This window comes from Thermatribacter velox, assembly GCF_038396615.1.
GTDB classification, from domain to species: Bacteria; Atribacterota; Atribacteria; order Atribacterales; family Thermatribacteraceae; genus Thermatribacter; species Thermatribacter velox.
Genome location: NZ_CP121689.1, coordinates 685,439 through 708,310 on the forward strand (window position 1 = coordinate 685,439; position 22,872 = coordinate 708,310).

Annotated in this window: 21 protein-coding genes; 16 read left to right on the forward strand and 5 right to left on the reverse strand. The window is 44.3% G+C overall.

Annotated elements, in window-relative coordinates:
* Nucleotides 1-23: 23 nt before the first annotated feature.
* The 15 genes from QBE54_RS03420 to QBE54_RS03490 all read left to right on the forward strand — a co-directional run bounded on the left by QBE54_RS03420 (nucleotide 24) and on the right by QBE54_RS03490 (nucleotide 16,006).
* Entirely contained in the window at nucleotides 24-1,346 is a 1,323-nt protein-coding gene (locus QBE54_RS03420) for an extracellular solute-binding protein (RefSeq protein WP_369018953.1), read from the forward strand.
* Between the two features lie 74 nt (nucleotides 1,347-1,420).
* The gene (locus QBE54_RS03425; RefSeq protein ID WP_369018954.1) at nucleotides 1,421-2,296 is read left to right on the forward strand and encodes a carbohydrate ABC transporter permease; all 876 of its coding nucleotides are present in this window, start codon (nucleotides 1,421-1,423) and stop codon (nucleotides 2,294-2,296) included.
* Nucleotides 2,293-3,120: a carbohydrate ABC transporter permease gene (locus tag QBE54_RS03430; RefSeq protein ID WP_369018955.1), complete on the forward strand. Its 828-nt coding sequence runs from the start codon at nucleotides 2,293-2,295 to the stop codon at nucleotides 3,118-3,120. The genes QBE54_RS03425 and QBE54_RS03430 overlap by 4 nt, the downstream gene beginning before the upstream one ends.
* Nucleotides 3,121-3,206: 86 nt before the next feature.
* Complete coding sequence (locus QBE54_RS03435) at nucleotides 3,207-4,187, forward strand: sugar phosphate isomerase/epimerase family protein (RefSeq protein WP_369018956.1); 981 nt, start codon at nucleotides 3,207-3,209, stop codon at nucleotides 4,185-4,187.
* Between the two features lie 485 nt (nucleotides 4,188-4,672).
* Complete coding sequence (locus QBE54_RS03440) at nucleotides 4,673-5,776, forward strand: sugar ABC transporter substrate-binding protein (RefSeq protein WP_369019384.1); 1,104 nt, start codon at nucleotides 4,673-4,675, stop codon at nucleotides 5,774-5,776.
* A 66-nt stretch (nucleotides 5,777-5,842) separates the two neighbouring features.
* The gene (locus QBE54_RS03445; protein ID WP_369018957.1) at nucleotides 5,843-6,610 is read left to right on the forward strand and encodes an SDR family NAD(P)-dependent oxidoreductase; all 768 of its coding nucleotides are present in this window, start codon (nucleotides 5,843-5,845) and stop codon (nucleotides 6,608-6,610) included.
* The gene (locus QBE54_RS03450) at nucleotides 6,604-8,103 is read left to right on the forward strand and encodes a sugar ABC transporter ATP-binding protein (protein WP_369018958.1); all 1,500 of its coding nucleotides are present in this window, start codon (nucleotides 6,604-6,606) and stop codon (nucleotides 8,101-8,103) included. The genes QBE54_RS03445 and QBE54_RS03450 overlap by 7 nt, the downstream gene beginning before the upstream one ends.
* Before the next feature lie 25 nt (nucleotides 8,104-8,128).
* Nucleotides 8,129-9,151 (forward strand): ABC transporter permease, encoded by a 1,023-nt coding sequence (locus QBE54_RS03455; protein ID WP_369018959.1) that lies wholly within the window; start codon nucleotides 8,129-8,131, stop codon nucleotides 9,149-9,151.
* A gap of 103 nt (nucleotides 9,152-9,254) precedes the next feature.
* Nucleotides 9,255-10,001 (forward strand): GntR family transcriptional regulator, encoded by a 747-nt coding sequence (locus QBE54_RS03460; protein ID WP_369018960.1) that lies wholly within the window; start codon nucleotides 9,255-9,257, stop codon nucleotides 9,999-10,001.
* Between the two features lie 125 nt (nucleotides 10,002-10,126).
* On the forward strand, nucleotides 10,127-11,152 hold the full coding sequence (locus QBE54_RS03465; RefSeq protein WP_369018961.1) for a Gfo/Idh/MocA family oxidoreductase: 1,026 nt from the start codon (nucleotides 10,127-10,129) through the stop codon (nucleotides 11,150-11,152).
* A gap of 2 nt (nucleotides 11,153-11,154) precedes the next feature.
* Complete coding sequence (locus QBE54_RS03470; protein WP_369018962.1) at nucleotides 11,155-12,681, forward strand: FGGY-family carbohydrate kinase; 1,527 nt, start codon at nucleotides 11,155-11,157, stop codon at nucleotides 12,679-12,681.
* A gap of 21 nt (nucleotides 12,682-12,702) precedes the next feature.
* Entirely contained in the window at nucleotides 12,703-13,722 is a 1,020-nt protein-coding gene (locus QBE54_RS03475; protein ID WP_369018963.1) for an alcohol dehydrogenase catalytic domain-containing protein, read from the forward strand.
* 27 nt (nucleotides 13,723-13,749) lie between these two features.
* Nucleotides 13,750-14,328, forward strand: coding sequence for a glucose-6-phosphate isomerase family protein (locus tag QBE54_RS03480; RefSeq protein ID WP_369018964.1), 579 nt, complete (start codon nucleotides 13,750-13,752; stop codon nucleotides 14,326-14,328).
* Nucleotides 14,329-14,349: 21 nt separating this feature from the next.
* Nucleotides 14,350-15,306, forward strand: a complete 957-nt coding sequence (locus tag QBE54_RS03485; protein WP_369019385.1) for a shikimate dehydrogenase — start codon at nucleotides 14,350-14,352, stop codon at nucleotides 15,304-15,306.
* Nucleotides 15,290-16,006 (forward strand): class II aldolase/adducin family protein, encoded by a 717-nt coding sequence (locus tag QBE54_RS03490; protein ID WP_369018965.1) that lies wholly within the window; start codon nucleotides 15,290-15,292, stop codon nucleotides 16,004-16,006. The genes QBE54_RS03485 and QBE54_RS03490 overlap by 17 nt, the downstream gene beginning before the upstream one ends.
* Here QBE54_RS03490 and xylB read toward each other — a convergent pair.
* From xylB to QBE54_RS03515, 5 genes are all read right to left on the reverse strand, one after another.
* A complete protein-coding gene (gene xylB / locus QBE54_RS03495; RefSeq protein ID WP_369018966.1) occupies nucleotides 15,998-17,491 on the reverse strand; it encodes a xylulokinase in 1,494 nt (497 codons plus the stop codon). The genes QBE54_RS03490 and xylB overlap by 9 nt on opposite strands.
* Before the next feature lie 134 nt (nucleotides 17,492-17,625).
* Nucleotides 17,626-18,633 (reverse strand): ABC transporter permease, encoded by a 1,008-nt coding sequence (locus tag QBE54_RS03500; protein ID WP_369018967.1) that lies wholly within the window; start codon nucleotides 18,631-18,633, stop codon nucleotides 17,626-17,628.
* An 18-nt stretch (nucleotides 18,634-18,651) separates the two neighbouring features.
* Nucleotides 18,652-19,404, reverse strand: a complete 753-nt coding sequence (locus QBE54_RS03505; protein WP_369018968.1) for an ATP-binding cassette domain-containing protein — start codon at nucleotides 19,402-19,404, stop codon at nucleotides 18,652-18,654.
* A 23-nt stretch (nucleotides 19,405-19,427) separates the two neighbouring features.
* Nucleotides 19,428-20,396: an ABC transporter permease gene (locus tag QBE54_RS03510; protein WP_369018969.1), complete on the reverse strand. Its 969-nt coding sequence runs from the start codon at nucleotides 20,394-20,396 to the stop codon at nucleotides 19,428-19,430.
* A 51-nt stretch (nucleotides 20,397-20,447) separates the two neighbouring features.
* A complete protein-coding gene (locus QBE54_RS03515) occupies nucleotides 20,448-21,443 on the reverse strand; it encodes a substrate-binding domain-containing protein (protein WP_369018970.1) in 996 nt (331 codons plus the stop codon).
* Between the two features lie 498 nt (nucleotides 21,444-21,941).
* On the opposite strand from QBE54_RS03515, the gene QBE54_RS03520 reads away from it, so the two are divergent.
* Nucleotides 21,942-22,871 carry an aspartate carbamoyltransferase catalytic subunit gene (locus QBE54_RS03520; protein WP_369018971.1) on the forward strand — a complete coding sequence of 310 codons (930 nt, stop codon included), beginning with the start codon at nucleotides 21,942-21,944 and terminating at the stop codon, nucleotides 22,869-22,871.
* Nucleotide 22,872: the final 1 nt, after the last annotated feature.

Below are 22,872 nucleotides of genomic sequence, written 5' to 3' on the forward strand. Positions count from 1 at the left end.
TATTTTAGAAGGAGGTAAGTCGGATGAAAAACAAAGCTTGGATTGTGGGATTAGCTGTAGTGGTGCTTTGTTTTGTAATGGCGGTGAGCTGGGCGGCGGAATATGTGTTTGGTACCTATACAGAAAAACCGTTTGAGGGAACGACAATAAACGTATCGATGGTGGCAGAACCTCGCTCTGATGCTTTGAAAAAGTTGCTTCCAGAATTTGAGCAATTGACGGGTATTAAGGTTAACCTCGAAATTCTTCCCTATCCAACACTTCAAGAAAAACAGGCAGTAGCTGTTACACAGGGCACAGGAGCATACGATGTGGTGCATGTTGATTGCGTTTGGATTGGTCAATACGCTGGACAGGGATTGGTGATACCGGTTGAAGATTTTGTTAAAAGAACCGATCCCCAAGTACTTGCTCTTGATGATTTCATTCCCTCGGTTTTGAGTGAGCAGGGCATGTGGGAAGGAAAACTTTATGGTTTGCCTTTTATACAAGCAGTTTTTGGCCTTCACTATAGGACTGACATTTTTGAAGAGTTTGGCCTTACTCCTCCCAACACTTGGGAAGAATTCAGAGATACAGCGGCAATGTTGACCGAAAAACTCAAAGATAGGGGTATGACAGGACTTACTTTTATGGGGCGTCGGGGAGTACAACTTCAATGCACTTACGATAACATGCTCTGGTCGTTTGGCGGGGAATGGTATGACGAGAATTACAATCCTACTATAAACAGCCCGGAAGCAGTAGCAGCTCTTGAATACTTCAAGAGCTTGATTCCTTATGCACCTTCTGGTGTTTTGACTTATGACTGGGACGAATGCGCTAATGCTTTTGCTCAAGGGAAAGCGGCTATGAATCTCCAATGGCAGAACTCGGCTCCATTGTGTCAAGATCCTTCCAGGTCGGTTATAGTTGGCAAATTCAATTTTACCTTGATTCCTGGTAAGGAGCAGCCGGATGGCAGTATCAAACGTACACCCACTTTTGGTGGATGGGGTCTGATGATTCCCAAAGATTCCAAAAACAAAGAAGCTGCCTGGGAATTCATCGTTTGGGCTACCACACCTGAAATGGAGAAGAAACTGGCTTATGCTCAGCCAGGAGCACGCTATTCTTCACTTAATGACCCTGAACTTCGAGCTAAATTTGTAGAATACGAAGGAATGCTTAAGTCTTTGCCTCTTGCTAAAGGTCGTCCGAGAATACCTGCTTATTCAGAATTGGCTGATGCTTTAGAAGTTGCACTTTCTGAGGCTATGACGGGGGTCAAGGATCCGCAAACTGCTTTAAATGAGGCAAATGCCCGCTTTGAGGAGATTTTAAGACTCTGGGGCTATTTGGAATAACAAAAAGCAATTGTCAGAGCTAATCTTAGCCCCCGGAATGTTTTTCCGGGGGCTCTGGAGAGGAGAGTTGATTGGTGTTCAAAAAGAAAAAGTGGGCTCCTTTCTTTTTTATAGCTCCTGCGGTTATCATACTCCTTTTATTGGTAATTTTCCCGCTGGTTTATTCTTTGGGAGTGAGTTTCACTAACTGGAACATAGTGAGGGGTGGCAAATGGAAGTTTGTAGGGTTGGGTAACTATGCCTATATTTTCTTAAAAGACCCTTATTTCAGGACTTCCCTAAAAGTAACTTTGATTTATGTTATATCCGTTGTTGCTCTTGAAACCATTTTGGGACTTATTGTAGCAATGCTTCTTAATAGGCCTATGCGAAAAATAGGTCTATTAAGAACTGCTTTGGTATTACCTACCACGATGACTCCGGTGGTGGTAGGGATTATTTGGAGGCTTCTTTATAATCCGGAATTGGGTACTTTGAATTACTTTTTAGAATTGTTTGGGTTTCAGCCTCTTAACTGGTTAGGGGATCCTTCTACTGCTTTGCCAAGTGTCATAGTGGCCGACGTTTGGGAATGGACACCCTTTATGGCTCTTATTCTTCTTGCTGGATTACAGTCTTTACCTCACGATCCCTTCGAAGCTGCACTTGTTGACGGTGCAAGTTCTTTTCAAATTTTCCGTTATGTAACTTTTCCTCTGCTTCTTCCTACCCTGATTGTTGCCGTGTTGCTTAGAACAATGGACGCTTTTAAGACCTTTGATTTGATTTTCGTCCTGACCAAAGGAGGACCTGGAATGAGTACAGAGGTATTGAGCTATTACACTTATAGATATGGGTTCAAATTTTTCCACATTGGTCGAGCTTCTGCGTATTCCTACGTTCTTCTGATTATTGTTATTGCTATTACTCAGTTGCTTTTAAGATTCATCAGGGAAGGAGAAGAAAGATGATAGCAGGCCGAAAGAGGGTTCTTGATGTCTTGGTTTGGGTAGGTATAGGAATTGTGTTTTTGGTTGTGCTTTTTCCTCCGTTCATGCTTTTTTTGACTTCGATTAAAACCAATGTCGATGCTTTGAAATACCCTCCGGTTTGGATTTTCCGTCCGGTAGCTTCGAATTATAGAGAAATTTTTAGGCTCATCCCCTTTGGTCATTATTTATTTAATAGTTTGATAGTTGCTTTGGTCAGCACATTTATAGCGCTTTCAGTAGGTTCTTTGGCAGCTTATGGTTTAGCTCGTTTCCGCTTTAAGAGGTCGAAGGATCTTTCTTTCTGGATTTTGTCTATTAGAATGACACCTCCTGTTGCAGCTGCGATTCCTATTTTTATTATAATGAGGACTTTACATCTTCTTGATACTTATTTGGCCTTGATCCTTGCTTATTGTACTTTTAACATTCCCTTTTCAGTATGGCTATTGCGGGGGTTTTTTCAAGAAATACCTCGTGAGATAGAAGAAAGTGCTATGGTTGATGGCTGTTCTCCATTTGCTGCTTTCTGGAAAATTTCTATTCCGTTAATAGCGCCTGGTATAGCTGCTACAGGGATTTTCACCTTTATTTTTTCCTGGAATGAGTTTCTTTTTGCTCTTATTTTGACTGGTTCTCGCGCTCAAACGGTTCCTGTCGCCCTTACTGGTTTTATAAGGGAGACGGGAATTATGTGGAGCCACATGGCAGCAGCCGGGGTGCTGGCAATGGTGCCCATGGTAGTTTTTACGGCTCTTGTCCAGAAAAACTTGGTGAAAGGATTAACCATGGGGGCCATCAAGTAATTGAGTCCACTATCAAGAGCTTTCCGTGAGTTCGCGGGAGTAGTATCGTGGGTTTGTGAATAAAGTTGAATTAAGGGGTGATCTCTTTGAAGAAACAAAATTTTCAATTAAAAGATGATCTGGTTATCAGGCAATTCATTGAAGTTAGAAAAAAACCGGACTTTAAGGAGAGAATTGAGGGGGGAGAGAAGATACGTCTTTCCTGGAGTAACTGGGGTTTTGGTTTGGAGCCTTTGGAAGTTTCCTGTGCTCGCTTGAGTAAGTTTGGGGTTCGCTATATCGAACTGCATGGTAATCGTTATGGTCCAGATTTGGGCTACAAAACTCAGGAAGTTAAAAAGATCCTTGACGATTACGGAATAAAGGTATCTGGAGTATGTGGTATGGTCAATGCGGACAGTGAGCTGTCCAGTAATAAACCCCATGTGATACAGCGCTCTATCGACTATTTCCGCAGGCAGATCGATATGTGCGCTGAACTTGGTGGGACGTATGTGCTTTTCTCCCCTGCTGCAGTAGGGCGTCCTCAAAAATACGATGATAGCGAATTCTATCGTGCAGGTGATGCCCTGCGAATCTTGGGTGATTATTTCTTACAAAATGGTGTTCGAGCAGCTATTGAGCCGGTACGCTCGGCAGAAGTTAGCTTTTGCCACACCTTTCGTGAGGCTTTAGAGCTTATTAACTATGTAAACCATCCTGGTGTTCAGCATATCGGAGGAGATCTTTACCATATGTGGGTGGAAGAGGAACACATTTCCACTACCCTGATTGAATATGGCAAGTATCTAACTAACCTGCATCTTGCGGATTCCAACCGCAGGGCTCTTGGTAAAGGCTTTATGGATATCGATTTGGTGATCATGGCTCTTTATGTGATTGGTTATAATCGTCCTGACTGTTTTGTTACTGCGGAACCTCTTGGTCCTGGGGCAGACCCTTATCCTGCAATGTGGGGTAAACACGATCCAAAAATGCTGGATGAGCTGGTCAGACAAACTGCGACTTATTTTTATGAGCGAGAAAAGGAAGTCCTTCAGGCAAGCGATGAGGAGTTGTTGAGGTAAAACGGAAAGTTTTGTTTAGGCAAAAAGATGAACCATGATTTTTAGTTAGAGTTTTGTAATTTGTTTTTTGTTTTGCGCTTTTGGTAATTTTTGAGCGTATAAGATTGTTCTGGCCTGACAACGGACGACGTTTGGGCTTTTTCCCGGTTTTAGAGTTTCCTCCAAGTTTTAATCGGTCAATTTTCGTGAATGATATTGTCATCAAGGCTGGTTTTATGGTATTTTTATCTACACGTGGTTAATACATCTTTACTTATTCATGTAAATAGATTACACTCTTAAATGGGGCAAGTGAGGTTAGGAATTACTGGTTTTTGAAGGCAAAATTCCTGAATATGGATTTTCCATTTGAGAGGGGGTGATTAGTAAACAGCTTGGAGCGGATTAAAGCGATTGGTCACAAAGTCAGTATTTTGGCAGGTATTGTTAAAAATTGCTTCCAAAGGAGGTTGGAGAGCGTGAGGAAGGGGTTGGTACTTCTCTGTGTGTTGGTTGTGGTGTTAGGTGGGTTATCTCTCTCTTTTGCTCAGGAAATTCCCAAAATTACCATAGGATGGACGCCACCGGATATTACTGGAGTTTTTAAGACAGCTACTGACTTTTTCAACATGGCTGCTGAGGACGCCAAAAAACATGGTATCGAGGTGGAAGTAATAACTCGTGCTCCTGCTGCTCATACCGCTTTTGCAGACCAGATTGCTATTTTGGAAGATTTTATCCAAAGAAGAGTGGATGTGATTGCTATTTCGCCTATTGAGGTAGAAGTGGTTAAACCTGCTCTTCGTGAAGCGAAAGAAGCAGGGATACCAGTTATAGTGGTTAATTTGCTGGAACCGATTGAAGGTGTGGATGTAGATTGCTACATTGGTTTTGACAACACGGTTGCTGGAACTATATCTGCTTACGCGGTAATAGACTATTTTGGTGGTCCTGGTGTGCTTGGTGAAGGAGAAAAAGTAGAAGTTTCCCCAGAAACTTTCCTGGACCTTGCTTTCTGGGAGAACCTTTATACGCCCGAAGTCATTGAAAATCTTAAGGATAAGATAAAAGCACGAGGTGCGATTATCGAAGGAATTGCTGGAGGATTCTTTTCTACAGCAAGATTAAGAGGTTTTCACGCAGTTGTAGATCAGTTTCCAGGTATTGAAATAGTAACCACCTTGCCTGCTGATTGGAACCGCGAAAAGGCAATCAAAGTGACCGAAGATATACTTTCTGCAAATCCCAAGGGGACTCTGGATTTCATATGGGCTGCTTCTAACGAAATGGGACTTGGTGCGATGCTTACTTGTGAGAGAATGGAAAGAACCGAGGTAAAAGTTTTCACCAATGACGGTACTCCGGAGTCGGTGCAGAGGATAAGAGAAGGAAGGCTTATAGCTGAGACCTGGCACGGCTTTCCAGAATGGGGTTGGTATGGTACAAAATATGCAGTGATGCTTGCCTTGGGACTTAAAGACCAGGTTCCCCAGTTTGTAGACATTAGACCTCGTACTGAATGGCAAGGCAATGCCGACATGTTCTATCCAAATCCCAAGCTTGAACCCATTGACTGGGAAGCTATAAAGAAAGCCTATCTCGAGAAATAAAGGACAAAGCTTTAAAAAGCAGGGGAACAGGTACCTGTTCCCCTGCTTTTTGCAGGAGGGATAAAGATGGAGTTGGGATTTGTAGGTAAAGTGGTTGTTGTCACAGGCGCTGGTGCAGGAATTGGTGCTGAGACAGCACGTAAATTTTCGGAAGAAGGAGCTAAGGTAATCGTAGCAGACGTGGATCCCGTGAGGGGTGAGAGGGTTGTAAAAGAAATTCGAGAAAAGAACGGAGACGCTCTTTTCGTTGAAACCGATGTTTCTTCGCTGGAAAGTGTAAACAATCTGTTTAATGAAGTAGTGAGTCATTTTGGCAAGGTTGATATTCTGGTCAATAATGCCGGTATTTATGCCAAGGGGGACATTCTTTCTTTTGAAGAAGAAACCTACCAGAAGATAATGAGTGTCAACGTGAAAGGAGTTTTACTCTGTTCTAAGAGAGCGGCTGAAGAAATGGTTAAGCACAAAAATGGAGTTATTGTTAATGTAGCTTCTGAGGCTGGGTTGGTAGCCATAGCTAACCAGATGCTTTATAATCTCACTAAAGCTGCAGTAATTTCCATTACCAAATCTTGTGCTGTGGATCTTGCGCCGTACGGGGTTAGAGTGAACTGTGTTTGTCCTGGTACTACCTACACTCCGCTTGTTGAGAATGCCTTGAGTAAAGAGCAAGACCCCGTGGCAGTAAGGAAAAAACTTGAAGAAAGCAGACCCTTAAACAGACTTGGAGACCCGACAGAAATTGCGACTGCCATATTGTTTTTGGCGTCTCCGAAGATGGGGTATGCCACGGGTGCTGTGCTAAGCGTTGACGGAGGATACACAGTATGGTAATTGTGCAACCTGTTTTGGAAGTGCGAGAAGTTAGTAAACACTTTCCAGGTGTACAGGCATTAAAACAGGTTAGTATGGATGTTTTACCTGGTGAGGTCCACGCTCTTTTAGGAGAAAACGGAGCTGGTAAAAGTACCCTGATGAAGATTATTAGTGGTTTGGTTCCCAGTGACAGTGGCCGGATATTGATAGATGGTAATGAAGTCCATTTTCATTCTCCCCGGGAGGCCTTGGAAGCAGGTGTTGCTCTTGTTCAGCAAGAACTCTCTCTTGTTCCCTATTTGAGCATTGGAGAAAATATTTTTTTGGGGAGATGGCCCCGTAAAGGAGTACAAGTGGATTGGGAACGCATTTTCAGCGAGGCCAGAGATTTAATGGCTCGCTTTGGAGTCAAAGAGGACCCTGATACTCTGGTCGAGAAACTTAGCGTTGCCGAACAGCAAATAATTGAAATTTTAAAAGCTGTTAGTAGGCCCAATTTGAGAATACTTCTTCTTGACGAGCCGACTTCTGCTTTGAGTGATGAGGAAGTCCAGCGCCTTTTTGCTTTAATTCAGGAGATTAAAAAAACGGGAATTGGCATCGTTTTCATTTCCCATAAACTTGGCGAAGCTTTGCGTATAGCAGACAGAATAACCGTTTTGAGAGATGGCCAAAAGGTGATAACCGCCAATGCCAGGGAGCTCGATGAAAGGTCTCTGTTTTACTATCTTACAGGTAAGAAAGTAGATGTACTTGAGAGCGCTCATAAGGCAAAACCCGAAGAGGAAAATGTAATTTTGAGGCTCGAAAATTTCTCTTCAGATACTTTTGTAAAAGGGGTAAATCTTGGAATTCGCCAGGGAGAAGTGTTTGTTATATTTGGCCTTATTGGCTCTGGGAGGAGTACCCTTGCTCGAGGCCTTTTTGGTTTGAGTAAAACGGAGGGCAAAATTTTTCTGGATGGGCAGGAGGTGCGCCCTCGTAGTCCTAAAGAAGCGATAAAGCTTGGTTTTGGATATTTGCCGGAAGATCGCCGTTTTGCATTGGTTTATGAATTGCCGGTTTTTGCCAATATTACTTTAGCTATTCTCTCACTGCTTTCGCGAAGGGGCATTTTAGATTTAAGAACGGAACGGGAAATAGCCGAAGAATATGTGAATACTTTGCAGATTAAAACTCCGGATCTAACTCGAGAAGTTTTGTATTTGAGCGGTGGTAACCAGCAAAAAGTCCTTTTGGCACGCTGGCTGGCTCGAAAACCTAAGGTTCTGATTATGGATGAACCCACTCGAGGTATAGACGTAGGTGCGAAATTTGAAATACGTTCGATGGTTAGAAGGCTGGTTAGTGAAGGCTTCACGGTTTTGTACATTACTTCAGAACCAGTAGAGGCATTAGAGGTTGCAGATAGAATAGCAGTTATGAGAGATGGTAGGATTGTCAAAGTTTTTGATGAAATTGAGGGCTTGGATAAAACCACGCTCCTGGCTTTTGCAAGTGGTGTGAATTAAGGTTTTTAGACTGGAGGTGCGGGAATTGTCTGCCAATCGTGTTCGGGATATCGCTGAGCTGGAAGAAGCTTCTTTGACCAGAAATCTGATTAACCTCCTGTTGAAGGGTGGCTCTCTGGTTGGTTTGGTGGCTTTAAGCATAGCTTTCGCGGTAATGTCGGAGTACTTTTTTACCCTGAGCAACTGGCTTAATATTTTAAGGCAGGTTTCGGTGGTTATCATTGTTGCTTCAGCCCAGACAATGGTAATCATTACTTCGGGCATAGATTTGTCAGTGGGTTCCCTTCTTGCCCTTGGTGGTTGTCTTGCTGCTGTGGCCATGAGTTATTGGGGTTGGCCTTTTCTTAGCGGTGCTTTATTGGGAATCTTTGTAGCCTGGATGGTTGGTTTAGCTAATGGATCCATTATAGCTAAGGGCAGGATACCGGACTTTATCGCTACCCTGGGCATGCTGGGAGCAGTGAGGGGTGTGGCTCTTCTTATAACAGGTGGTTTGCCTGTGCCTTCGCATTTTACGGCTACAGAATTAGCGGGTTATCTTCCTCCAGCCCTTATCTGGTTGGGTAGTGGACATATTGGCAACATACCAGTTCCTATTATTGTAGCTTTGCTGATTGTTCTATTAACCTGGTTTATTCTCTCAAGAACCACCTTGGGAAGATCCATATATGCAGTTGGTGGCAATCGGGAGGCGGCAAGGGCTTCGGGTATCGATGTGGACAGAGTGAAAATTATGGTGTATGGTCTTTCAGGACTTTACTGTGGGCTTGGTGGGTTAGTGCTGGTTGGAAGGATGAATTCAGCTAATGCTTTAATGGCGGAAGGCTTGGAACTCCAGACCATTGCAGCAGTGGTTATCGGAGGAACCAATTTGTTTGGCGGTCGAGGCTCTGTTGTAGGAACCCTTATCGGTGCCATCTTGATGGGTGTTCTGGCCAACGGTTTAAACCTCCTTAACGTGGAACCTTTCTGGCAAAGAGTTGTTAATGGTCTCCTTATCGTCGCTATAGTGGTCTTTGATCAGTGGAGGAGACGTTTGATAAGGTAAATAAAGTCCTGCATTGTTTTGTACAAAATTGACATGGTTTTTGGTCTTGTTGTAGGATAACCTGAAAGTGGTAAATATAACAGAATGTCAGGTGATGGTATTCATGGACAAAAAAGAGATGGATTTAAATCGAAAAGTTCCCATTCCACTTTATTATCAGCTAAAGGAGTATATAAGACAGCAAATTGAAGAAGGAGTGCTTGCACCGGGAGATCTTCTGCCCTCGGAACGAGAACTTTCAGAAAAGTACGGCATTAGTCGTCCTACGGTGAGGCAGGCCTTAAAAGAACTGGTGTATGAAGGATATCTGACCCGGGAAAAAGGAAGAGGCACCTTTGTTGCCCGTCCCAAAATTGACTATAGTTTCATACAACACTTCACCACCTTTTACGAGGAAATGGAAGAGAAAGGTTATGTTCTCAAAACTCAGGTTCTTAAAAAAGAGGTACGCAAAGCCTCGAAAAAATTGGCTCAGCTTTTGCAAATCAAGGAAGGCGAAGATTTTATCTATATTGAGAGGCTTCGCTCTATTGAAGGAGAGCCTGTAGTCTGGGTTCGCAATCACATTCCCTACGCACTTTGCCCAAGTTTGCTCGAAGAGGACCTCACCGACCGCTCTCTTTATCAACTTCTTGCCGAAAAATATAACCTGGTGCCTAAATGGGCTGAAATAGCTCTTGAACCCACTCTTGCAGATGAGCTTGATGCACGCCTTTTGCAAATAGACGTTGGAGCTCCCATGTTCCTTATGGAAAACGTTACCTATAGCGAAAAGGAAAAACCCATGGACTTTTTTATTTCTCGTTTCCGTGGCGATAAGGGAAGAGTTAGGGTAAGAGTTTTCAGGTAAAGACCTGGCTTTTCTTATTATTTACTTGCGCTTGGTTTAGAAGATAGAGCTCATCTTAGGTCTTTGCCCTGGTTAGCAATAAAGTAATGGTGGTCAAATAGCTTACTTAAAGGGAGGATTCTGCAGTGGAAAAGGTTCGTTTTATTCTGGTCGGAGCTGGAAGAGCGGGGATGGTACATGCTCGCAACCTCAGGTATTACATTCCTGAGGCGGAACTTAAAGCGGTGGTAGATGTTGACTTGGAAAGAGCGAAGGAGAGAGCGCAGGAGCTGGGTGTCCCTTCTTTCTATAAAAATGTTGAAGAAGCGCTTGAGCAGGAAGAGGTTGATGCAGTGTGCATTGGCTCTTTGACTTTCACCCACCGCGAGATTATTGAAAAGGCTGCTGCTTTGAAAAAACACGTTTTTTGTGAAAAGCCGCTTGCACAGAATCTCGATGAAGCGTCGAAAATAAGGGAGATAGTTGAGAATGCAGGTATTAAATTCCAGATAGGTTTTATGCGCCGTTATGATCCAGAAATCCGCCAGGCTTTTGAGATGGTACGTGATGGTCTTATTGGAGAACTGGTTATGATTAAATCCACTGGTCGGGGTCCTGGTTTGCCGCCAGCCTGGATTTTTGACCGTTCCAAAAGTGGTGGTATGCTTGCCGAGGTTTCTTCTCACGATGTAGACGCTGTTTTGTGGTTTGCTGGCAAAAAACCTCAACGAATTTTTATGGAGGCCAATAATTTTAAACTTCCTGAGGCAAGGAAAAACTTTCCTGATTTCTACGACCATTATGCAGTAACCATGGTTTTTGAGGAAGGTCCTTTAGGGATTATTGACGGGGGATGTCCGGTGGGTTATGCCTATGATGCCCGAATGGAAATTTTGGGTACTGAAGGTATGATCCGCATTGGAACCACTGAAGGCAGAGGACCGGTTCTTTATAACCTTGATAAGAAAGCCGTATGTGATAATCACTCGAGCTGGTCACTTCGTTTCAAAGATGGTTACCTTGAAGAGATGAAGGCGTTTATTCGCTGTATTTTAGAGGATAAAGAGCCTTCTCCTTCTGCGCTTGACGGCTGGAGAGTAGTCAAGGTGGTGGAAACAGCACACCTTTCGCTTGAGGAAGGCAGGCCGATTAACTTTTCTGGGGAGTGGTAAGCATGCCCTTTTTTATAGGAGTTGATCTGGGAACCACAGCAACCAAAACGGGTATTTTTGATGAAGAAGGCAAACTTCTTGCGGTGGCTCGAGTTCCCTCCAATATTATTTATGGCGAAAATGGAAGTGTTATTCAGAAGTCAGAAGAGATGCTTCAGTCTGTGTTGGATACAGTAAGAGAGGTTGTAGCAAAAAGCGGAGTTAAACCTGAAGACGTAGCAGCTCTTGCTCTTGACGGTCAAATGGCTGGCATCATGGGGGTAGGGAAGGATGGTGAGGCGGTTACTCCTTATGATTCCTGGCTGGACTTTCGTGCCGCTCCTTATGCACAGAAAATGAAGGAAGAGGCCGAAGAGTTGATTATTAAACGCTCTGGCATGAGCCCCAGCATTAATCATGGACCCAAGATTCTCTGGTGGAAATACGAACAACCGGAAGTATATAAAAAGATTTGCAAGTTTACCGTTCCCGCTTGCTGGGTCGCCCAGAAGCTCTGTGGCTTGTCTGGTGAAGAAACCTTTATGGATTACACTTACCTCCACTTTTCTTGTTTCTGTGACCTTGAGAAGAAGGTCTGGGATGATGAATTATTGGGAATTTTCGAGGTTGAGAAAGCGAAGATGCCCCGTATTGTTAATCCTTGGGATGTGGTTGGTAAGCTTCAAAAAGAATGGGCTCAGCAAATGGGTTTACCTTCAGGGGTTCCTGTTGTTGCCGGTTGTGGCGACCAGGCTGCCAACAGCCTGGGTGCTGGAGTCGTTGAAGTTGGTACAGCCTTTGACGTAGCGGGTACTGCTTCTTGCTTCAGTCTTTTTGTAGATGGCTATTTCCCGGATGTTCGTTACAAGACACTCCTTTTTCCTCGTTCAGTGCTGGATGGATATTACTATCCAATGGCTTACATAAATGGTGGCGGTATGGACCTTGAATGGGCCAGGGAGGAGCTTTTCCGCGAGTTTTCCAGGCATGACAATGCCTTTTCTCTGATTACTGAAAAGGTGGAAAAGGTCGCTACCCATCCCTCGGGGGTCGTTTTCATACCTCATTTGCGGGGTCGTAATTGTCCTACCCAGCCTTATTTGAGGGGAGTTTTTGCAGGTTTCAGCTGGGAGCATAAAAGGGAACACCTTTTCAGAGCGATTTTGGAAGGTATTGCTTTTGAGTATGCTTTTTACCTCAAGGTTATTCGGGAACTCATTCCCGATTTGGTTTTTAATGAAGTCAGAGTGATAGGTGGAGGTGCTAAATCGGCTTTCTGGAACAGAATCAAAGCCAGCATTCTGGGTATTCCTTATCTTACACTGGATAGAGGAGAGTTCGCTATATGGGGGGCTGCGCTGTGTGCGGCCTTTGGGGTGGGCGTTTTTGCAGATTTACCTGCAAAGGCAAAGGCTTCAGTTAGGGTAGTCAACGTGTTTCATCCAGATGAAAAATTACACAGAATTTATAAAAAGTATTTGCCTTACTACCTGGAAACCTTGGAAACCATGAACGGTGTTTTTGAGAAGTTTAAGGAATTTTTCATTTGAAAGCAAAGGAGCGGAGTTGCCTTGAAAGCGGCTGTTTTTTCTTATCCCCCTCACGTTGAAGTAAACGAAGTTGAGAGCCCTCGTCCTGCGAAAGGCGAGGTTCTGGTAAAGGTCAAAGCTGCGGCTTTGTGTGGTACTGATTTACGCATTGCGCGTCGTGGGCACAGCGTGATTGCCCAGGATGAAAAGCGCATTCTGGGACATGAAGTGGTAGGTGAAGTTGTTGAGCTGGGTGAAGGCGTTGTTGGTCTTAAAGAGGGTATGCTGGTTGCGGTGGCTCCTAATTTTGGATGTGGAAAATGTGTTATGTGTGCGCAGGGACTTACTCACCACTGTCCGGAAAGCAAAGCTCTGGGAATAACTTTTGATGGAGGGTTTGCTGAGTATCTTTTGGTTCCAGAAAATGCGGTGAGGCAGGGTAACGTTTTTCCGCTTCCCGAAGGGGCTGACCCGGTCAAACTCTCTTTTGTGGAAGCTCTGGCCTGCGTGGTACATGGATTTTTGCCGCTTCGAGTAAGTTTTCGAGATAAGGTTTTGATTTACGGGGCTGGAGCTATAGGTTTGATGTTCCTTGAGTTAAGCAAATTAAGTGGGGCCAAGAAAGTATGGATGGTAGATTTGAGTGAGGAGAGACTCAAAATTGCCGAGGAGCATGGTGCGGTGGGTATTCTTGCTGAGGAAGGGGTAAAGGGAAAAGTAGATAGTCCTGATGTTGTAGTTGTCGCTGCTCCAGCACCTCGGGCTCAGATGGAGGCCATAGAAGTAGCCTCGCTGTTTGGTCGCATCAACTTTTTCGGAGGCTTGCCTCCCCAGGTCAGAGAAGTGCCCATTGCTACTAATTTGATTCATTATAAAGAGCTGGTGGTTACTGGTACCACTCGCTCTAACAACTTTTATTTCAGGATTGCTCTGGACCTTCTTCTGGAGGGGCAGCTCGACCTTTCTTACCTGGTGACCCATGTTTTGCCGCTTGAAGATATCGAGCAAGGTCTTTCTTTGATGGAAACACAAGGAGCCTTAAAAGTGGTTATAGTACCCTAAATCGATAGAAAAGGAGTTGATTCATTTATGAAGCTTTTCAGACCTTTTAACGTCGTAGTTGACTTTGAGACTGGAAACCTGACTCCTGGAAAAAAGATAACACGTTACCTGAGTGACATTCAACATTTTTTTCTGGATAAAGAGAAGGTTAAAGCGGTGCTCGCTAAGGAAAATCCTTTAGTGTACGAGGTCATCTATGCAGAAGTGCCAGAAGAGCCGGGACACCTTGCTCATTGCACCACCATAATTTATCCAGGCAAGGTTGGTAATGAATTCTTCTTTACCAAGGGGCATTTGCATGAAAAACTGGAAACTGCTGAAATATACTTCACACTAAAGGGTCAGGGTCGGCTTATTATGGCATCTCCTGATGGAGAGGAATGTGAAGTTTTGGAAATGTTTCCAGGGTCTGCTTCTTATATTCCTCCTTCCTGGTCACATCGCTCAGTCAACGTGGGTGGTGAACCTCTTATTTTTTACTGCATATTTTTCGCTGATGCCGGACACGACTATGCTACCATTGACAAAACCGGTTTTCCAAAGGTGGTTCTGGAAAGAAATGGAGAAGTGGTTGTAGAAAATAATCCTAACTGGAAAAAGGCTTGAGTTCAGGGGGTGTTTTGATTGATCACTCTTCCCGAAAAGGCTACTCGACCAACTATGTACTTCATAGGAGTAACCACGTCTCAATCTTCAATTATGAAGCTCTTTCCTTTATGGGCTAAAATTCTGGATATTAAAGATGCGGTGTTGAAGGGCATCGATATTGAAATTCATGCGCCGAAAGGAGTTTATCGAGAAGTGGTCCAGTTTATCAAAGAAGACCCCTTATCACTTGGCGCTTTGGTTACCACTCATAAGATAGATCTTTACGAGGCCGCTAAAGACCTTTTTGATTATCTTGACCCCTATGCTCAGCTCTTTGGCGAATTATCGTCCATCTCTAAAAATCAAGGGAAACTGGAAGGACATGCCAAGGACCCTATTTCGAGTGGTTTGGCTATGGAGGCTTTTATTCCACCTGGTTTCTGGAGGGAACATGGTGGAGAGGTTTTCATTATGGGAGCAGGAGGCAGTGCCCGGGCGATAGCAGCCTATCTTTTTGATCCCCAGAAGAAAGACAACATGCCTTCTAAACTCTACGTTTCTAATCGCAGTACACCTCGTCTTTATGCAATGCAAGAAATAATGCAGAAAATAAACCCGGATATCAATGCTGAATACATCCATTCTCCAGAACCCTCCATTAACGACCAAATACTTGCTCGGGTAAAACCTTACTCCCTGATCGTCAATGCTACCGGACTTGGCAAAGACCGTCCTGGTTCCCCCTTGACTGATGCCGCTCAGTTTCCACCCCATAGTTTGGTGTGGGAACTGAACTATCGTGGAGATCTTCTTTTTATGCATCAGGCTTTACGGCAAAAGGATGCAAAGAACCTCCACGTTGAGGACGGCTGGATTTATTTTATTCACGGCTGGACGCAGGTTATTGCCCAGGTATTTCACATTACTATCAGCGAACAGCAGTTTTCTGAGATTGAGAGAATATCGCGAGAATACAGGAATGCCCAGAAAAAATAAGATGAGCTATAATGGACTTAGCCTAAAAGAAGGAGTGTTTGAGTTGCAGGAAGATAAATTGCGAGAAGATCTGGTTTTTTATGGTAATAAGCTGGTAGACCTGGGCCTTGTGGTTGCTTCAGGTGGTAATATCAGTGCTCGTTTTGGCAATTTTATGCTGATTTCACCGAGTGGTCTTGCTTTTGATGAGTTGAAGCCAGAGGATTTTGTTAAAGTCAACCTTGATAATGGTGAAGTTGTTGGAGGAGGCAAGCCCTCGTCGGAAATCCTGATGCACTGGTTTTGCTATCGCGAGAGAAAAGACGTTGGAGCGGTGGTCCACACTCATCCTACCTATACAATAGGGGTTGTTTCTGCAGGCAAAACGATTCCCCCCATGTTCCCTGATTTTGTTGCCTATGTGGGAAAGGTGGCGATGATAGATTATTGTACTCCCTGCACTCAGGAGCTTGCTGAAGCAGTACTTGGAGCATTATCTTCTTCTTCAGCGGTTTGCATGGTTAACCACGGTCTTTTAACCGTGGGGAGTACCCTTAAAGAGGCCTTTTATCGAAGTGTCGTAGTTGAAGAAGCAGCTCGGGTTTATTTCATAGCCAGTATTGTGGGTTCGCCTCGTATCCTTACTGAGAGAGAATGCCGCTCCATAAGGGAACTGGATGCCGAGAAGTACCGCATTGGTCTTTTGAAAAACCTATCCTGATTCTTTGGGAAAGTGTTCTTTTAGAGAGTCATAAAGTCTTTTGAATTTTTCAAAAAGCAAGCCGTATTTTTCCGACCATTCTGGTTCTGGAAGGGTCGGAGTGTGATATGTAATCATTGCATTGACTGCTTCTTCAAAGTTTGAAAAGCAACCGGTGCCCACCATTGCCAGTATGCAGGCACCGGTTGCTGCTTCTTCACGGGTAGTGGTTGTGAATAAGGGTTCTCGGAATACCGAAGCAAGTATTTTTCTCCATAGAGAGCTTTTCGAACCGCCGCCCGAAAATACAAAACGCTCGCTTTCTACCCCCAGTTCTTCAAAAACTTCCCAGGCATTTTTGAGGCTTAGCGCTACTCCCTCCATAATGGCCCTTGTGAAGTGAGCTCTCTGGTGAGTGAGGTGGAGATTAACAAATGCTCCTCGAGCAGAGGGGTCCATGTAGGGTGTTCTTTCTCCTAATAAATAAGGTAGGAAGAGCAGTTCATTGCATCCTGGTGGAATTTTTCTTGCTTCTTCATCCATTTCTTTAAAGTCAAAGGAAAAAGAAGGAGAATCAAGCAGAGATTTTTTAAACCAGCTTAAAGAGAGGCCAGCACAAAGGGTGGCTCCTAAAAGATGCCAGTATCCTGGTACAGCATGGCAAAAAGTATGGATTCGCAGTTTTGGGTCGATACGAGGGCGTGTAAGGGGAGTAAAAATCTGCCCACCAGTTCCAATGGTAAGCAATGTTTCCCTTTCATGGATTATGCCGTTTCCCAGTGCTGCACAGTGTTGATCTCCTGCACCTGCAACCAGAATGCCTTCTCCTTTGAGCCCCAGGTTTTCTTTAACAGTGTGGGCCATTTCTCCAATAACTTCTGAAGAATTGTATACGGGAGGAAGCAGGTCGGGATTGATATCCAGGACATCGAGTATTTTTTCTGACCATTTTCTCCTTTTTATGTTGAAAAGGAGAGTAGCCGAAGCATCAGCTACATCAGTGGAAGGGGGCAGTCCCATTTTGACTTTCAAGTAGTCTTTGGGCAGAATGATCCATCGTATTTTATCGTAAATTTGAGGCAGGTTTTCTTTAAGCCAGAGTACCGATGCAGCCATAAATCCAGTTGCTATCGTGCTTCCAGAGATTTCAGCTAAATCCTTTTTCAGAGTTTCACGGATAAGAGCGACTTGTTTTTTACTCCTTTGGTCTGCCCAGATTATTGCTGGATAAATCGGTTTGAGGTTTTCGTCCAGAAAAACAGCTCCATGCATTTGCCCTGAAAACCCAATACCCTTTATTTCCCGGGAGGGCAAATGCAGCAGAACTTCTCTGATTGCCTCAGTTGTTTTTTCCCACCAGGTTTCTGGTTCCTGTTCTGCAAAACCAGGTTGTTTACTGATAATGGGGTACTCACGTGTACTCAGAGCCTTGAGTTCACCCTTTTCGTTGTAAGCGATAACTTTTACGCTTTGGGTGCCTAAATCGATTCCTAAAAAATGGCTCACTGTGTTATTGCCTCCTTGAATATTTTAGATTTCTGACCGGGTTTTAACTGATTAACCTTTGTTCAGACAAACGTAGGCGGGAAACCGGTGGTGGAGAACCGGCGTAAGCAGCGTAATTTTTACAATCACTCCTTTTATTGATGGATTTCCATGAGTTTTTTTTCGATGTACATACTGGATAGAACTGAGAACAGGATTACCAGTCCAAAAACCACGTAAGTCCAGAAATAAGGAATTCGCAGGACTACCAGACCGTTTTCGATTACCGAGATTATCACTGCACCCAGAAAGATGCCAGTCATACTCCCTATGCCGCCTCGCAGAGAAGTGCCGCCTATCACACAGGCTGCCACTGCTTTTAGTTCCCAGCCATCCCCGGTTCGGGAAGTAAAACAGGCCAGGCGACCTATCTGGGCACAGGCAACAAATCCGCATAAAATCCCCACAATGATAAAACAAATTACTTTAACCATGTCGGTGTTAATACCCATAGCTCTTGCTGCATCTTTGTTGTCACCAGTGGCATAGACCCAGTTGCCAAAGCGATGGTAATGGAGAATAATACCCAGAACAACGGCAAAGAGAGAAAACCACAGGAACTGAGCTGGCATAAAGTTGTTTATCTTCCCCGTAAAGACGGATAGAAAGTAGTTTGCTGCAGGCGTTTCCATGGTGGACACATCACAGGCTACCTGTTCGCCTCCCGAAAGGAGGATGGTCAAGCCTCTCCAAAACATCATGGTTCCCAGGGTGGTGACAAAAGAGGGAATTTGACCACGAACAGTTATTAGGCCATTTATAAGGCCCAGAAGTCCTCCTACTGCGATGGTTACTGCTGTTATAGCGAAAGGATTCCATTGTAATTCGAAAAGCTTCAAAAATATGAAGGAGCAAAAAACCAACACCGACCCTATGGAGAGGTCAAACTCTCCACAAACCATTAACATTCCCACGCCCAGCGCAATAATGCTGAATTCAGCTCCCAGGGAGAGTAAAACTTTCAAATTATCAGGGTCTACGAAGCGGTGTTCTGGGGAGAAAAAAGAAAAAATAATAAGCACCAGGATTAAAGCACTCAACACTCCGCTGGAGCGAGATAAGAGAAGTCTCTGCCATGTTCTGGTCTGACTCTCTCTGCTCATTTTAGGTGATACTCCTTTCTAATCCGTCACAAACGCGCTCTTTAGAACCAGGTCAGAAAGATCCTGTATTGAGGTTTCTTCTTTTCTTACATCGGCCATTTTTCTGCCTCTCGCCATTACTACGAAACGTTCAGCAATATCGAAGGCGTGGTAAATATTATGGGTTATGAAAATTACCGAGACCTTTTCTTTTTGAAGGCGACGTATAAATTCGAGCACCTCTCCCACTTCTTTAACCGATAGCGCTACGGTGGGTTCGTCAAGAATTACAAGTTTGGCCTTAAAATGTAGTGCTCTGGCAATGGCCACTCCCTGACGTTCACCACCTGAGAGGGTTATAACGGGTAAGTCGGGAGAACGAAGTTTTAAGCCCAGATTAGCCAGAGCTTGCATACTTTCTTTGTCCATAACTTTTTTGTCGATGATTCCAAGCTTTCTAACCGGTTCTCTACCCATGAATATGTTTCGGGAGATGCTCAGGTTGGGAGCCAGAGCCTGTTCCTGGTAGACAGTTTCGATACCCAGAATTCGAGCATCTTTAGGAGAGCGAATGCGGACTTTTTGACCCTCGAAATAGATTTCCCCCTGATCGGCCTGATGATATCCAGAGAGGATTTTAATAAGTGTTGACTTTCCTGCTCCATTATCGCCAATCAAGCCCACGGTTTCTCCTCTGCGTACTTCAAAGTCGACTCCACGCAATGCGTAAACTCTTCCAAACCACTTATGGATGTTGACCATTCTGACCAGAATATCATCGCGTTTTTCCATCTTTGAGGACCTCTTTCCATAAATTAACGCATTTTTCTCTCTATGTAAGAGTTGAGTAACACAAAAAGGATAGTCGCCATTCCAATGAAGGCGGTGATACCAAATACCGGGACGCGAAGCAAGACCAGTCCGTTGTCAATTATCGGTATGGCCAGCGAGCCAAGAATAATTCCAGGCATGCTCCCTATGCCGCCTCGCAATGAGGTACCACCTACCACACAGGCAGTGATGGCACGCAGTTCAAAACCAATGCCCTGGGTGGCTGCAAATGAACCGATGCGCACTGATTGCATACAAGCGGAAAATCCGCACAAAATCCCCACAATGATAAAACAAATTACTTTAACCATGTCTGTGTTAATACCCATAGCTCTTGCTGCATCCTTGTTGTCGCCAGTAGCATAGACCCAGTTGCCAAAGCGATGATAGTGGAGAATGATGCCCAGAACAACGGCAAAAAGAGAAAACCACAGTGACTGTACTGGCAAGCGTCCGGGAAGACTTGCTGTGAGTATTTTCCCAAATGATGATTCTGGCGGTACGTATTGGCGGATTCCCAGAGGCATCATTTTTGACCATACATAAAGTACCCCTCGCCAGAACATCAGGGTTCCCAGAGTAGTTATGAAAGAGGGCATGCGGGTTTTAACCGTAATGAAACCATTGAGCCATCCCATGGCAGCACCAGTGAGTACGGCAAAAACAAAACCTACAAACGGAGTGAAACCTGCGTATAGAGACCTGGCAAAAATGTAAGCGCAAAAGGGGAGTACCGATCCTATGGAGAGGTCAAACTCTCCGCAAATCATCAACATGCCTACACCCAGAGCCACAATTCCTAAATCAGGAAAAAGCTTTCCTAAAGCAGCGATGTTCCGTGGGTGAAGGAAGACGTGCCTTGGACTGAAGAGGGCAAAAATAATAATTAATCCTGCGAGAACCAAAAAGGTATTTAACGCTTTCTGTCTGAATAAGTTAGCTGTCATTTTCATGTCCTGTGCCTCTTTTGGGGGGTGGTTCCCAAACCACCCCCCTGTGTTTTTTTACCGAATATGAAGTGGCGAAAGTTTTTCAATCAAGGATATTTTTTCGGGAGAATCTACCAGATAACCTCCGGTATCGATGTTGGGAGTGAAACCGTATTTGTTGTAGAGGTACAGTACATACACTCCAAAATACCCCTGCAGGTACTGCTGCTGGTCTATGGTGGCAGTTATGTAACCTTCACGAATCCCGTTCAGGGTGTCTGGTGTGGTATCAAAGCCTCCAGCAATTATCTCGCCAGGTTCAAGGCCCGCTGCTTTTAAGGAGGCAGTTAAGCGGTCTGTACAAATGCCGCCCAATCCAATAAGGAAAGTGGTTTCAGGGTGTGCCAGGAGGTAGGATGTTTCTCTTGATTCTACGGTGGTCATTTCCAATCCCCCAGCATCTATGATTTCGTAAGAGGTGATACCGTACTCTTTCATGGCTTCCAGAACTCCGCTTGCGCGGATTTTAGCGTAATTAGCTCCCGGCACTTCGGCTGCCATTGCCACGTGCGCTTTGGAAAGGTCTATACCTTTTGCCTTTGCTTCTTCAAAGAGCTTTACTGCCAAGCGGTAAGCAGCCGCCTTTTCGCTTTGTCCTATATAACAGAGCCTTTTGTTCCCTCTGGCTCCTTCAGAGTCATCATTGTTGATGCCAATTACAGGGATGCCCTGGGCCAGTGCTTCTTCTACAGGTTTATCCCAGGCAGTATCGTCGTTGATAACCAGGGCGATACCGTCTGGTTTCAGGGCAACTGCTTCCTGAAATCTTTTTTGCTGTAAGGCCAAATCTCCGCCACAGAGGTCAAAATCAACTTTACAACCCAACTCTTTTGCTGCGTCAGCAGCTCCTTTCTGCACTACTGCCCAGAATGGGTCATCCCCACCATGGGTGACAAACCTGAAGTACATACCTTCTGCAGGCTTACCTTCCTGGGCGAATGCCCAGAAGGTTACAAACAGAAACAACACCACTATAACAACTGGCAATCCGTTTCTCCACACTCGTTTCACGGTTTAGCTCCCTCCTTTTTGGTTTTTATGAATACTATTAAACAGAGGATAAAATATTCCCCTTTTTCACCTCCCTTTCTATATTTATGGTTTTGGGGCTACTTGGATAGTTTGGATGAGAGTGCATTTGGGTTCACCCTTGGGGATTTTGGCGTGAAGCCACCTATTGGTAAAGAACGCAGCGAAAACTTTGGGAAAAGCAAATTCATCAAAACCCTCCTTAAACTTTGCTCCCTTAAAATAGTATATCAGCAATTTTGTTGCGTCAATAAGTTTGTTGGTGTCTTTCGTTTTTGTTGGCTTGGTTCTGGTAAGGGTTGCTGTTGCAGCACATTTTCCGGTGAAAATCCACTTTTTGATTTGCCATTGACATCCAGAGCTTTTTATGGTTATTTTACCTGAGGGGTTAAAGGGTGGTAGATTTTTTTACATACGGATTTATTCGAAAGTCCATTTTCCTGAGGCGAGGGAAAATGGACTTTTTTTATAGTTTTGGGGGTGAATGACTTGAAATGGGCCCACAGACACCTTTTAGGAATTAGTGATCTTTCAAAAGAGGAAATATTTTATCTCCTGGAGAAAGCAAATGATTTCAGAAATTTTTTGGAAAAGTCTCCCAAGCGTTTGGCCAATCTTAAGGGTTATTTTTTGGTCAATCTTTTTTTCGAGCCGAGCACCAGAACCCGGGTCTCTTTTGAGATAGCTGCAAAACTTTTAGGAATGGAGGTTATAAATTTTTCCACTTCGCTCAGCAGTGTTCAAAAAGGTGAGAACCTGAGAGACACGGTATTGACGCTTTCTCAGATGAAAGTGGACATTCTGGTAGTTCGCCATCGGGAAAGTGGTTTACCACTTTATTTTGCCGGTTTTTTACCCTTTCACATTGTAAATGCTGGAGATGGAATTAGAGAACATCCTACCCAAGCGCTTCTTGATTTGTTGACCATCAAAAGACAATTTGGAAAAGTTTCTGGCCTCAGAGTAGCTATTGTGGGAGATATAACACATAGCAGGGTTGCTCGTTCTCTGTGTGTAGGTCTTGTTAAATTGGGCAATTCGGTGGTGGTATCAGGTCCTATTACATTGGTTCCTCGGAGCATTGAAGAAGTGGGAGCCGAAATCGTTTTCCCTGTGGAACGAGCAGTTCAAGACGTGGATATTGTATATCTTTTACGCATCCAGCGTGAACGGCAGGAAGCAGGTTATTTCCCAAGTCTCAAAGAGTATTCGATTTTTTACGGTTTCGATAGCAAAGTCATGCAATTGGTGAGAAAGAGTTTTGTGCTTATGCATCCCGGTCCAGTCAACCGAGGAGTGGAAATTGCTTCTGAACTTGTTGAAGCACCGTTCTCTCTTATTCAAGAACAGGTTACCTGTGGTCTTGCTGTAAGGATGGCTGTTCTGGATACTTTGATAGGGAGTGACTGAG

What these genes read in the sequence shown, in the direction of transcription:
- QBE54_RS03420 (WP_369018953.1), top strand. Translation starts at nt 24, where the DNA reads ATGAAAAACAAAGCTTGGATTGTGGGATTAGCTGTAGTGGTGCTTTGT.
- QBE54_RS03430 (WP_369018955.1), top strand. Translation starts at nt 2,293, where the DNA reads ATGATAGCAGGCCGAAAGAGGGTTCTTGATGTCTTGGTTTGGGTAGGT.
- QBE54_RS03445 (WP_369018957.1), top strand. Translation starts at nt 5,843, where the DNA reads ATGGAGTTGGGATTTGTAGGTAAAGTGGTTGTTGTCACAGGCGCTGGT.
- QBE54_RS03450 (WP_369018958.1), top strand. Translation starts at nt 6,604, where the DNA reads ATGGTAATTGTGCAACCTGTTTTGGAAGTGCGAGAAGTTAGTAAACAC.
- QBE54_RS03460 (WP_369018960.1), top strand. Translation starts at nt 9,255, where the DNA reads ATGGACAAAAAAGAGATGGATTTAAATCGAAAAGTTCCCATTCCACTT.
- QBE54_RS03470 (WP_369018962.1), top strand. Translation starts at nt 11,155, where the DNA reads ATGCCCTTTTTTATAGGAGTTGATCTGGGAACCACAGCAACCAAAACG.
- QBE54_RS03480 (WP_369018964.1), top strand. Translation starts at nt 13,750, where the DNA reads ATGAAGCTTTTCAGACCTTTTAACGTCGTAGTTGACTTTGAGACTGGA.
- QBE54_RS03490 (WP_369018965.1), top strand. Translation starts at nt 15,290, where the DNA reads ATGCCCAGAAAAAATAAGATGAGCTATAATGGACTTAGCCTAAAAGAA.
- QBE54_RS03500 (WP_369018967.1), bottom strand. Translation starts at nt 18,633, where the DNA reads ATGAGCAGAGAGAGTCAGACCAGAACATGGCAGAGACTTCTCTTATCT.
- QBE54_RS03505 (WP_369018968.1), bottom strand. Translation starts at nt 19,404, where the DNA reads ATGGAAAAACGCGATGATATTCTGGTCAGAATGGTCAACATCCATAAG.
- QBE54_RS03510 (WP_369018969.1), bottom strand. Translation starts at nt 20,396, where the DNA reads ATGAAAATGACAGCTAACTTATTCAGACAGAAAGCGTTAAATACCTTT.